The 12,925-nt window shown below is 29.4% G+C and carries 10 protein-coding genes and 1 pseudogene; 3 read left to right on the forward strand and 8 right to left on the reverse strand.

Going from position 1 to position 12,925, the window contains the following annotated elements:
• A pseudogene (locus ACHZDT_RS07855) lies at positions 1-219 on the forward strand (30S ribosomal protein S1); the annotation flags it as partial.
• 137 nt (positions 220-356) lie between these two features.
• Entirely contained in the window at positions 357-4,040 is a 3,684-nt protein-coding gene (locus tag ACHZDT_RS07860; RefSeq protein WP_394774073.1) for a T9SS type A sorting domain-containing protein, read from the forward strand.
• A 347-nt stretch (positions 4,041-4,387) separates the two neighbouring features.
• On the opposite strand, the gene ACHZDT_RS07865 is transcribed toward ACHZDT_RS07860, so the two are convergent.
• The 3 genes from ACHZDT_RS07865 to ACHZDT_RS07875 all read right to left on the reverse strand — a co-directional run bounded on the left by ACHZDT_RS07865 (position 4,388) and on the right by ACHZDT_RS07875 (position 6,496).
• A complete protein-coding gene (locus ACHZDT_RS07865) occupies positions 4,388-4,822 on the reverse strand; it encodes a biopolymer transporter ExbD (protein ID WP_394774074.1) in 435 nt (144 codons plus the stop codon).
• 123 nt (positions 4,823-4,945) lie between these two features.
• On the reverse strand, positions 4,946-5,464 hold the full coding sequence (locus ACHZDT_RS07870; protein WP_394774075.1) for an ExbD/TolR family protein: 519 nt from the start codon (positions 5,462-5,464) through the stop codon (positions 4,946-4,948).
• Positions 5,465-5,563: 99 nt separating this feature from the next.
• A complete protein-coding gene (locus ACHZDT_RS07875) occupies positions 5,564-6,496 on the reverse strand; it encodes a cation diffusion facilitator family transporter (RefSeq protein ID WP_394774076.1) in 933 nt (310 codons plus the stop codon).
• A 210-nt stretch (positions 6,497-6,706) separates the two neighbouring features.
• Here ACHZDT_RS07875 and ACHZDT_RS07880 point away from each other — a divergent pair, with 210 nt between their 5' ends.
• The gene (locus ACHZDT_RS07880) at positions 6,707-7,261 is read left to right on the forward strand and encodes a fasciclin domain-containing protein (RefSeq protein WP_394774077.1); all 555 of its coding nucleotides are present in this window, start codon (positions 6,707-6,709) and stop codon (positions 7,259-7,261) included.
• Positions 7,262-7,333: 72 nt separating this feature from the next.
• Here ACHZDT_RS07880 and ACHZDT_RS07885 read toward each other — a convergent pair whose 3' ends face one another.
• The 5 genes from ACHZDT_RS07885 to ACHZDT_RS07905 all read right to left on the reverse strand — a co-directional run bounded on the left by ACHZDT_RS07885 (position 7,334) and on the right by ACHZDT_RS07905 (position 12,578).
• Positions 7,334-8,179, reverse strand: coding sequence for an EamA family transporter (locus ACHZDT_RS07885; protein WP_394774078.1), 846 nt, complete (start codon positions 8,177-8,179; stop codon positions 7,334-7,336).
• Between the two features lie 109 nt (positions 8,180-8,288).
• Positions 8,289-8,429 carry an SsrA-binding protein gene (locus ACHZDT_RS07890; protein WP_394774079.1) on the reverse strand — a complete coding sequence of 47 codons (141 nt, stop codon included), beginning with the start codon at positions 8,427-8,429 and terminating at the stop codon, positions 8,289-8,291.
• A 128-nt stretch (positions 8,430-8,557) separates the two neighbouring features.
• Positions 8,558-9,994: a serine hydrolase gene (locus ACHZDT_RS07895; RefSeq protein ID WP_394774080.1), complete on the reverse strand. Its 1,437-nt coding sequence runs from the start codon at positions 9,992-9,994 to the stop codon at positions 8,558-8,560.
• A 29-nt stretch (positions 9,995-10,023) separates the two neighbouring features.
• Positions 10,024-11,808, reverse strand: a complete 1,785-nt coding sequence (locus ACHZDT_RS07900; RefSeq protein WP_394774081.1) for a M56 family metallopeptidase — start codon at positions 11,806-11,808, stop codon at positions 10,024-10,026.
• Positions 11,809-12,209: 401 nt separating this feature from the next.
• Positions 12,210-12,578, reverse strand: a complete 369-nt coding sequence (locus ACHZDT_RS07905) for a BlaI/MecI/CopY family transcriptional regulator (RefSeq protein WP_394774082.1) — start codon at positions 12,576-12,578, stop codon at positions 12,210-12,212.
• Positions 12,579-12,925: the final 347 nt, after the last annotated feature.

A 12,925-nucleotide genomic window follows, 5' to 3' on the forward strand; every position in this document is an offset into this window, starting at 1 on the left:
ACTGCTGATTTCAAAGTAATCGAATTTAACAAAGAATTCAAAAGAGTAGTTGCTTCTCATACTGCTATCTTCCGTGAAGAAGAAGAGAAAAATGTGAAAACTGCAACTGAAAATACTTCATCTAACTCATCTACAAACGCACCAGCTGCAACTTTAGGAGATAACAATGATGTATTAGCTGCATTGAAAGCTAAAATGGAAAAAACTGAGAAAAAATAATTCTTAGTTTCCTCTAAATAGAAAGTCCCACAGCAATGTGGGACTTTTTTTGTTTTATATTTTTTATTTAAGAAATTTTAACAAATAAAATTGTGTTATAGTCTTAAAAAGTTATTTTTGTTTCAAAATTTCCAAATATGAAGAAACTCTACTTTTTAGTTCTGGCTCTATGCTTTTTTAATGGTTTAAGTGCACAGGTTGTGAATATTCCTGATGCAGTTTTAAAAAATATTTTGATTTTTACAAATTGTGTCGACAATGATAACGATGGTATAGCCGATAGTGATGTTGATACAAATAATAATAATGAGATTGATTATAATGAAGCTAGTGTAATTAACAATCTATATTTGGATGGAAATATTAGCTCTTTAAAAGGTTTTGATTCTAATAATTTTTCAGGATTGAAAAATTTGAGTATTAAAAATACTTCTTTAACTAAAATTAGCCTTTCCTATTTTGGTTCATTAAAGATTTTAAAAATAAATAATAATTCACAATTAAAATCTTTACTTTTAAGTTATCTAACTTCTTTATCAACTCTTGATTGTTCTAATAATCAATTGAATTTTATTAAAAGAGATTACACCAATAATATCGTTAATGTTAATTGTAGTTATAATAATTTGACTACACTATATTTTTCAGATATAAACGCATTAACTAATTTAAACTGTTCAAATAATAACATTTCAAGTTTATTTTTAAATCGACCATATAACGTTTTTAGTTCTCTGGAGTTTAATAATAATTTAAATTTAAACTCTATTTGTGCATATCAAAGTGATATTTCATTAATTCAAAATAAATTGGCAGAATATGGAATTTCTAATGTTACAGTAGTAAATTCTTGTAGTGCTTTACCTCAATGTGTGGCAGGAACCATATGTTTTGATGATGAATATTTTAAATATTCTATTTTAAATAATACAACTATTGATTTAAATTTTGATGGTGAAATTCAATTTTCTGAAGCATTACAAGTAACTACAATGAGTATAGCTCAAAATGTTAAGTCAATTAATACAATTAAGTATTTTACCAACTTAAAAAGTTTAACTATTGATAACACTCAAATTGGAGAAACAATAGATTTAACCAGTTTGGTTAATTTAGAAGATTTGACTGTACAATGGAACAGTATTTTCACAACATTAAAAATTGATAATTTAGCTAACTTAAAGACTTTAAATATTAATAATAATCATAATTTGTTCGGTTTGTATGCAAATGGACTTACAAATCTTAGCAATGTTGGATGTAATACTAATCAATACTTATCTGTTTTTCAAATGAAAAACGCCTCTAATTTATTAACTATTGATTGCTCAAACAATGCTATTACATCTTTAGATTTATTAAACGATACAAACATAAAATCCATTAAATGCAGTAATAATAATATAACTTATTTAAACACTGGTTCTACAACAAATTTAATTGATTTAAATTTTTCCGGAAATAAAATTACCTCTTTTGTTTTTTTACCATTTGTAAATTTGCAAACGCTTAATTTTTCTGCAAATCCAATATCAATTTTTGATTTAACAGGGTTAAATAATTTGCAAAAACTTGAATGTCAAAGTGCAAAGTTTTCAAAAATAGATGTTTCCTATTTACCTGATCTAAAAGAATTAAATTGTGGATATAATAATATTTTAACTGATATTTTTATTAAAAATAATAATCCAAATCAGGATTTGACAGCATTAGACATAAGGGGAAATTTAAATCTTAAGCATATTTGTGCAGATATTATAGATTTTAATGTTATTCAAAAAAGCATAGATTTAAGTGGTTTAAATAATGTCTTATTAGATTCTAGTTGTAGTTGTGTTGGTGCCTGTAGTGATGGAATTATTAATATTCCAGATCCAATTTTTAAAGCAAAATTATTATCTGCAACTAATCAAAATTATGTTGCAAGAAATTTATCTGGTTCTTATTTTAAAATTGATGCCAACAATGATAAAGAAATACAATTAAGCGAAGCATTTAATGTTTATTCTTTGACTTTGAATGAAAGTAATATTTCTTCTTTACTTGGAATTGAGTATTTTGTAAATCTGGGAGTATTAGATTGTTATTTTAATAAGATTAAATTGCTTAATGTTAGTAATTTATCAAAATTAGCTTATGTTCAATGTCAGGGTAATGGCTTAACTTCATTAAATATAAGTGGCTTAACAAAAATTCAAGAACTTATTTGTTCTTCAAATAGTTTAACATCTTTGGATCTTAGCAATTTAACAGAATTAACGAATCTTGACTGTTCAGCAAACCAATTATCATCATTAATGATAAAAAATGGGATAGATGAAAGCCGGCTTTATATTACTTCAAATCCCAATTTGAAATACATTTGTGCTGACGAATCTCAAATTCCAGCTATACAGTCACAACTATTATCAGCAAATATTAAGGATTGTAATGTTAATTCGTATTGTACATTTAAACCAGGAGGTAAGTTTTATGCAATTAAAGGAAATAATAGATTAGATTTAAATAATAATGGATGTGACAATGGAGATATTAAATTTCAAAATATGAAAGTTAATATTGCAAATCAAACTACAACAAACAGTTCCGCATCTGATGAAAATGGTGATTACAATTATTATGTTAAATCGGGGTCTTATAATGTTACTCCAATACTAGAAAACCCAGCGTATTTTAATATTTATCCAACAACTGCTAAAGTTACTTTTCCAACAGAATCCAGTCCATTTATTCAAGATTTTTGTATTACTGCAAACGGTGTTCATCCAGATTTAGAAGTTATTTTATTACCATTAGAGCCAGCAAGACCAGGTTTTAATGCTGTATATAAAATTGTCTATAAAAATAAAGGAAATACTACGCAATCTGGTTCAGTAAATTTAAGTTTTGAGGATGCTGTTTTAGATTTCGTTATTGCAAAACCTATACCGGTAACTCATTCCTTAAATAATTTATCTTGGAATTTTGTTAATTTATTGCCATATGAAACTCGCGAAATTAAATTTACTGTAAATGCAAATTCTCCAATAGAACATCCAGCATTAAATATTGGTGATATATTAAAATTTAAAACAGTAATAGAAGGTGCTGTAACAGACGAAACTCCAATTGATAATATATTTGCTTTAAATCAAACGGTTGTAGGTTCTTATGACCCAAATGATAAAACATGTTTAGAAGGCGAGGTAATCACACCAGGTTTAATAGGTGAGTATGTACACTATATGATACGCTTTGAAAATACCGGAACTTATCCGGCACAAAATATTGTGGTAAAAGATATGATTGATTTAAATAAATTTGATATTTCAACTTTAATTCCAACAAGCTCAAGCCACTCTTTTGTAACAAAAATTTCAGAAGAAAATAAAGTAGAGTTTATTTTCGAAAATATCAATCTTCCTTTTGATAATGCGAATAATGATGGTTATGTCGCTTTTAAAATCAAAACAAAGCCAACTTTAAAAGTTGGAGATTCATTTACTAACGAAGCTAATATTTATTTTGATTATAATTTCCCAATACTCACCAATAAAGCCACATCAAAATTTCAAACCACTTTAGGAACTTCAGATTTTGAGTTTTCTAATTATTTTACTTTGTATCCAAATCCTGTGAGCGATAGTTTAAATTTTAATAGTAAACAAGATATTCAAATACAATCGGTTGCGATTTATGATATATTAGGACAATTGGTTATTGCAGTTCCTAATTCAAAATCGGTTTCTAATATTGATGTTTCAAAGCTTAGAACCGGTAATTACTTTATAAAAGTAAAATCAGATAAAGGAAGTTCCAGTATTAAGTTTATCAAAAAATAAATCTTTGTTCATCTTATAATTGAAAGTCCCACAGCAATGTGGGACTTTTTTATGCGTTTTTGTTTCAGGTTTCGGTTTTTTTCCAGTTTCAGATTGTCACACTGAGCGTCCCGAGACTTCGGGAGAAGTGCGTTTCTATTTTAATTTTACAACAATTGCAATTTGGAATTTAAAAATTGAAGATTCTTTTTAATAGGAGCTATTTCCAGCTATCATTCCAATCTTTTGTTCCGCTAAAGAAGCGTCACAAAAGGATTTTCCCTTCTATCTGGGCTAGGGCAGACCTTCATGAAAAACTTATATCATATTATCCATTATACTTATTTTCTCACTCTTGGCAATTGTATTTATTTCGAAGCCAATAATTTTGATTCTTCAGGAGTGAATTCATCCAGGATAGAATATGAGTCGATATTTACTATTTTCATTTCATCTAAAATATTAACTAGATTTCCATAATTAGATTTTTTGCTTGGTTTGATAATAACAATTAAACCGTTTTTTGGTTTTCCTAGATTTGCAGAATATTCATGAACTTTTTTATTAATCGATAACAATTCCTTTCTAATTCCTTCTTTACCAAAATACACTTCCTTTGGTTTTTGGATAGGAGCATATAATAATCCCATATAGGAAATCATTTTATTATTATCATCTAGTAGTATGGTTAATATTCGGTTTTCATCTATATGGCTACAACCAAAATACTCACCGCAATCATCACAATCCGAATACATTCCATATTCTAAAATTTTAGGTTTCGCCAACTCAATTGTGACCATAAAAAAGATAATCAATAGAAATGAAACACTCACCATTGCAGTCAAATCTACTCTTGTAGATAATTTTTACTTCTAACTTTTTTAGGTAGATTTTGCATAGACTTTATAAATTAAAAAAGTGAATTATTTCGAAGCCAATAATTTTGATTCTGCCGGACTAAATTCATTCACAATGGCATAAGTATCAATTTTAGCAATTGCCATTTCATCAAGAATATCAACCAAGTTTTTATAATTACATTTTTTACTCGGTTTTATAATTACTGTAATTCCTCTGCCATATTTTCCTAGTTGTGCTGAATACTCAAGCATATTTTTGTTTCTTTTTAGCAATTCCTGACGGATTCCGCTTTTGCCATAATTCATTTCTCTGGGAGAAACCATAGGAGCCTCTAAAATTCCCATATATGATACTAATTTATTATTCTCTCCCATTAATATCGTCATGGAACGGTTTTCTCTGTAGCAATTAGTACCAGTCCAATGATAATCATTATCAGGCAAACTCAAATCAACAGCTTTAGGTTTCGACAATTCAATTGTTACCATAAAAAAGATAATCAGTAAAAAAGAAACACTTACCATTGCGGTCAAATCTACTTTTGTACTTAGTTTTTTACTTCTAATTTTATTTGGTATCATAATAATTAAGTTTTAAATAAATTAAGAATAGAACAGCACTATTTATTGTTAAAATGTTAAATAAATATAATAAATAAAAGATAGTAAGTAGAAATTATTTTAAATTGTTTTCCATTCTTGAAAATCAGGCTCAATATATAGCCATTTTACTTCGGGACGTTTTGTGCGTAGTTCATTTTCAAAAGTATTAATCAACAAACTAATATTTTGAGTCGTGAGATCCGGAACAATCTTTATTTTGATGCAAACTAATACTTCACCCGGGCCTTGCTGAACCGTTCTGCAATTTAAGACTTCGGTAATTTTGCTGTCTGCTTTGGCAATTTCCTGAATAGTTTCTAAAATTTCAGGATCTGCACTTTCACCAATTAATAAAGATTTTACTTCAATGGCGAGAAATATTGCAACGGCAATCAATACAATCCCAATACAAAGAGAACCTATTGCATCATAACGGCTATCACCAGTATAATGTGAAACCAAAAGCGCAATTAAAGCTAGAACAAGTCCCAAAACAGCAGCTGAATTTTCTCCAAAAATAATAATCAAATCACTATCTTTTGTAACATGTAAGTACCGAAAAAAAGAAATTGTTTTTTTACGTTTTCTAAGTTCTATAATATTCGAAATCATAGCATAACCTTCTAAAGCAATTGAAAATAGAATGATTCCAATCGCCCAGCCAATATTGTGAACTGGTTCCGGATTGTTGTACTTGTGAACGCCTTCATAAATTGAAAACATTCCACCAATAGAAAATAAGAGCATTGCGACCATAAATGACCAGAAATAAACTGATTTTCCATATCCGAATGGATGTTCGTCATCTGCATCTTTTTTTGATTGTTTTACTCCAAGTAAAAGTAAAAGCTGATTAGCACAATCTGCGGTTGAGTGAATAGTTTCGGCTAACATTGCGCCGGATCCGGTCATAAATGCAGCAAATCCTTTTGATACTGCAATAGCAACATTTACTAATAAGCTTTGAATAATATGTTTTGTTCCCTGATCGGATTGTGTTTGATTTTCCATTAAAATTGATTTTATACTTAAATTTACTAATAATTAAAGGACTAAAGTCTATCTGATTTTAAAAATAATTGAAAATAATTTTGTGGTTTAAACGCTTGTTTTACAGACTTATTTAAGAATCTTTTAATTTGTTTTGATCTTTTTTGAATTATTAATAAAACCAAAACGATTATTACCGCGTAAATGAGCTTATAACTTAAAATATTAATTATGAAAACTAGAAAATTTTTAGCCGCAGCAATCTTAGCATTAGGATTTGGATTTACATCATTTGCACAAAAAACTGTAATGGTTGGCGGAGCTGCAATGTACCCAAACAAAAATATTATTGAAAATGCTGTAAACTCAAAAGATCACACTACATTAGTAGCCGCTGTAAAAGCTGCAGGATTAGTAGAAACATTACAAAGTAAAGGACCATTCACCGTTTTTGCCCCAACAAATGCTGCGTTTGACAAATTACCAGCAGGAACTGTTGAAACATTATTGAAACCAGAAAACAAAAAAATGTTGCAAACGATATTAACTTATCATGTTGTTGCAGGAAAAATGAATGCTTCGGATATTGCTAAAGCAATTAAAGCAGGAAAAGGAAAAGCAACTCTTAAAACTGTTAGCGGTGGAACTTTAACTGCATGGATGGAAGGAAAAGATTTATATATCAGTGACGAAAGCGGAAGCAAAGCTAAAGTTACTATTGCAGATGTGAATCAATCTAACGGTGTAATTCATGTAATTGATACAGTATTATTACCAAAAAAATAATAAAAGTATAATTCCAGATCAAAAAAAAGTCCTGTATATACAGGACTTTTTTTATGATTAAATTTATTGTATCTATTTTTTAGCCGTTAATGTTGATCCGGCAGAAGCAATCACAACACAAACTACCGCTAATATTTCATAAAAACTCAAATGTTCCTGTAAAAATATAAAAGCGCAAATAGAAGCTGCGGCAGGTTCTAAACTCATTAAAATACTAAAAGTTCTTGGAGGAAGTTGTCCTAAAGCTTTCATTTCAAGAGTAAACGGAATTGCACTGGATAAAAGTGCCAATGCGATACCCATGCCAAAAAGTTTAGGAGTTAGATTTGCTAATCCGTTTTCATAAAAACCGAAAGGCAGAATTAAAAGCGCTGCAAACAACATTCCGGTTGACACAGCTTCACCACCGTTCATAATTTTAGAAATTTTTCCGCCTAAAACAATATACGCCGCCCAAAGCGCACCTGCAAGAAGTGCAAATGCAACTCCTGTTATATTAACGCGAGCGTTTGTCCATGGAGCGATTAAGGCAATCCCGATTGCAGCTAATAAAACCCAGCAATAATCTACTAATCGTTTTGAACCAACAATAGCGACTAATAAAGGTCCTATAAATTCTAATGTAACCGCAAGTCCAATTGGGATTCTTTCAATAGCTAAATAAAAAATCAAGTTCATTGCGCCTAATGACAAACCATAAGGAACTACAATTTTCCATTGTTCACGAGTAATCGCTTTTAAATTTGGTCTGTATGCTATAAGTAAAATTATCGCCGAAACACCAATTCTAATCGATGCTGTTCCAGCGGCTCCAATTGCAGGAAATAAACTTTTAGCAATTGCGGCTCCACATTGAACACTGATAATAGCTAAAAGGACCGCGTAAATAGGAGGGATATTGAATTCTTTATTTTTCATAACAAATTTGTAGAATGAAAAAATTAGAAATGTATTTAGAAAATACGTTTCTAATTTTTGAAAGTAGCATTGAAATAAATTCAACTATTTCATGAAGATATTTCCTAAATTACTCTAAAGCACGTTTTGTAACATAGGCGCGAAAACCAATAATAGCCATTTGCCATTTTTTTGCTTTCGAAATGTCCAGACCTTGTTTAGTAAAACTGGGTAATAGGAATTTGTTTATTTTGGCTAAGATTTTATACATGGTTGGTTAATTTTTCTCAAAGATATAAAAAAAGACTTTGCGGTTAGGCAAAGTCTTTTTTAGGTTTTTATAAATGTAATAAGATGAAGTTATTATATTCTATTGAATATGTTTTAAAAGTGATTGATCTAGGATTTTTTACTTAAGATTTTTTCTATCTTCTCCAGCATTTCTTTACTATTTGCATTATCAGGAACTAATTCTAGAGATTTTTTATAATTTAGTTTTGAATTTTCGAATTGGTTATTATTGAAATAACTTTCTGCAAGACTATTAAATGCATTTCCTGATTTTGGATTTTCTTTCGCATTCAATTCAAAAACTTTAATAGCGTCATTTATTCTGCTGTAATTCATTAAAGTATAACCAATAATGTTTAGTCGGTATTCAAAATCCCAATCCGGATGATTCTTTTTTACCGTTAAATAATTTTCCTCTGATTTTGTAATGTCTAACTTCAAAAAATCCTGATTCATTTTTTCACCCGCAAGTAAAAAATCATCAACTAAAGTTTTATCTACAATCGCTGCTACATGATTTATAACCTGACTCTGAACATATAAATCAGAATATTTATGTCCATTAGATAAAAAGATAATCGTTAAATCGTTATTAGGAAATTTTCTAAAAGCCGTTTCATTGCCTCCGGTAAAGCCATATGAAAGTATTTTATTTACCGGAATAATTTCCCAGCCATAAGCAAAACGATCTGTATTGTTAGCAAACAGAAACGGTTTCCACATTGAATATTTTGTCTCTTTTTTGAGATAAACATTTTTATCCAGATTTTGATTCCAGCTGATAAAGTTTTCCAATGAAATGTTTAAACCATTTGCCGAATGTGCATCAATACCAAAATCAGAAGTGCTTTTTGTATAGGTTTTATTTTCAGCACTATAATTATATCTAAAGGCGCTATTAGGAATAGATTCTCCAAAATTTGATGAAAAATAAACTCCTGATTGTATTGATGGAAATTGATTTCGTAAAATGTAATCAGCAAAACCCAAGCCCGTAATTTTCTCTATAATCCTGGTTAGAAATAAATAATTCGTTTGATTGTATCTGTATTGATTTCCAGTTACAAATTCCATTGGTTTTGTCGATAATATCTCCATTTTTTTGTCAAAAGGTAAAGTATTCGCGATATCTTCAAACATAACGATATTGGGCAAACCAGAAGAGTGAGACAATAAATTCTGAACCTTTATGTCTTGCCATTCTTTAGGAAGATGATCCAGATATTGAGAAATAGGATCGTCTAATGATAATTTTCCTTTTTCGATAAGTTGAAATACGCCAACATTTGTAATTAATTTTGTTGTAGAAAAAAGTTTAAAAGCAGTGTTTTTATCCACTGCTTTATTTTCTTCCAAAATAGCTTTTCCAAAATATTTCTGGTAAATAACTTTCCCATCTTTAACAACGGCCAAAGCTACACCTGGAATTTCGTTAATTTGAATTACTTCTTTTATGTAATTATCGATTTTTTGTTCTGTTTCTTTTTGAGCGAAACCAAAATTAAAAAGGAATAATAGGGGTAAAATAAAAAATAGGTTTTTCATTTATGAGTTTTTAGAATTAAATCTCTTAATTAAGATTTTCTGCTTTCTTTTTCCCTTTTCTTTAATTCCTTTTCATGTTGCTTCATCTCTTTTTCATGTTGCTTCATTTCTATTTCATGTTGTCTCATATCCTTATCATACTGCTTCATATTCACTTCGTACAATTTAGAATCCTTGCCGTATTTTTGTTCTACAGCTTGAGTAAATTTGTCCATATCTGTACTAAATTTATCCATAGCGAGCTCATATTTTGCCATTTCTTTTTCGTATACCGCTTCTCTTTGGGACATGATTTCATCAACTTGTTTTTCAAAAGCCGACATGTCAGGTTCCCATATGTCCATTTTCTTTTCAAATTCTGCCATTTCCTTATCAAATTTCGCCATTGCAACTTTATCTTTATGGTCCGTTGGTGGTACTGGAGGTTTTGGCATTTTAGATACATCAACAGGAGGCGCTTCAGGCATTGGTCCAGTAGGGAATACCGGCGGAATTGGTGGAGTTGGAGGCGTTAAATCTCCCGTATTAAGATCTGTAACATTTGTTTCGCGAACTTCTACAATACGATTTCCAATAGCTATTGGTTTATCAATTGCTCCATCTGTAAGAATGCCAATTTTTTTAGAACCATTGCTTTCAGTATTAATTACAATACCACAATTTTTAATAGCCTCATTGCCTTCAATTTGAAGTGTTTGTGCTTCTCCTGTTCCTTTTTGAATGTCAACCTTAATAGCGGTTAATTCCTTTCTAGCGTTTCTTTTTACATCAGATATTATAACATCAATATCATGGTTTTTCTTAAGCTTTTCAGCCATTTCTTTTAATTCCTGATCAGTTGTGTTTTTGTTGATCTTGAAAACATAGATTGGATCTTCTTTTTTAGTAACTTCCTTAAGATCATTTTGTTCTTTTCGTTCTTTTTCCTGTGCGATTGTTTTAATTTGAAATAAAAGCACAAATGCTACAAGTGCCGGAATAATAGCATAATACTTCAAATAATTTCGCTTTTTTGATTGATTTTTGTTTAACATGACAATTCGTTTTTTGATTAATGATTGATAAAAATGATTGGTGATGGCAACACAACTTTCATGTGTTGTTATTTTTAAAAGCGTGTATTGATACGCTTTTTTATCTGATATTTTTTTGGCAGCTTCGTTATCAGCAATAAATTCAAGATTTTGAAGAATCGCTTTTTTGTACAGCCAAATAACAGGATTGAACCAAAACAAGACACAAAAAAACCTTGAAATCAATACATCTAAAGTATGATTTTGATCGCTGTGTACTTTTTCATGTTCAATAATATTCTCTAATTCTGAAGTGGTAAACATTGATGAGTTGTAAACGATATAATCAAAATAAGAAAATGGAGTAATATTTTCGTTAATATCCACAAATTTGAAATCTGCTTGTTGTTTCACTTCTTTACCTTTTAAAACCGAACTTAAACTATAAAAGTCAATTGCAAATTTTATAAGTAAAGCCAGAAAACCAATGCCGTAAATAGCTAATACAACGTAATTCCAGTTGATATCAAATGTTTCTTTTTCAATGTTTTGAGATGAAACCTGAGTATAATTTAAAGCCGAAATTGTATTTGTAACCGCTGGCTGAATAGGAGCGGGATCGATCCAGACAATTTGAGTATATACTAAAAAAGGCAAAACTATTGAAGTAACTAAACCAGCCAGCAAAAACCATCTGTTGCTATTGAAAAAAGTTTCTTTGCGCAACAAAAAATAGTATGCGCAGTAAAACAATACTAACAATCCGCTTGATTTTGCTATAAAAATAAAAAGTGCTTCCATAATAATTATTTTTTTCCTTTGAGTTTCAATCAGAGTCAGTATTTCTCTTCATTCAATTGCCTGAATTCTTCTTTTATATTAGTTAGTTTATCACAAGTTTTTTTGCACCAGAATCATTTTACCGGAATTTGAAATAATATTTTGAGCACTTCCGTCACTTGTTATAATTTTTGTACTATGATAACTGTGTCTGTTATTATAGTAATTTCAGTATTTGCGCTAGTATTACTGTCAGTTTTTGTACTAATAGTAGAATTATTGTTATCATTGGTTTGTAGTTTAGTTTTTTCTGTTGTAATTTTCAAATGTTTACTTGTTCATCAGCAGATTTTATTTCTCCTGAAGTTCTTTTGAAACCGCCTGATTTAATTATAAATGTAAAAAGTGCTTCCTATAACCAATTATTTTTCTTCTTTCGGAGTTTCAATCATCGCAAGAATTTCACGTAATTCTGCAGCTGAAATTTTTTCTTCTTTCGCAAAAAATGAAACCATATTTTTATATGAACTATTAAAATAGTTGTCAATCGCAGTATTTATATATTTTTTACTGTAGGCTTCTAAAGTAATAATTGGATAATACTGATGCGTGTTTCCAAAAGCATTATGACCTACAAAACCTTTCTCCTCAAGATTTCGCACAATAGTCGATAATGTATTGTAATGCGGTTGATCTTCAGTAATTTCCGCTTGAACTTCTTTTACGAATGCTTTTTTAAGCTTCCATAAAATGTGCATAATTTCCTCTTCCTTGTTCGTTAGCTTTTGCATGTTTTCTAATTTTAATTCAAACCTACAACTATTTTTACAGTTATACAACTATAAATATAGTTATTTAACTAAAAAATACGTTTGATAGCTTTTTAGCGTAGGTAAATAGGCATTTTAGGAGAATGTTGGGATGAGAAAAAATTTTATCGCAAAGCGCGCAAAGTTTTTTTATAAGTAATAATGTTGACAAACACAAAGTTCGCAAAGCTTTGTGAATTAGACAGTTCAATAACTTATTTAAAATAAAGAGGAATTTAAGAAATTTTCACATTACAATTTAAATTGAAATATAATAGGGAAATTTTACCACAGAGCGCGCAAAGTTTTTTTATAAGTAATAGTGTTGA

Source organism: Flavobacterium sp., assembly GCF_043722275.1.
In the GTDB taxonomy this organism is placed as follows: Bacteria; Bacteroidota; Bacteroidia; order Flavobacteriales; family Flavobacteriaceae; genus Flavobacterium.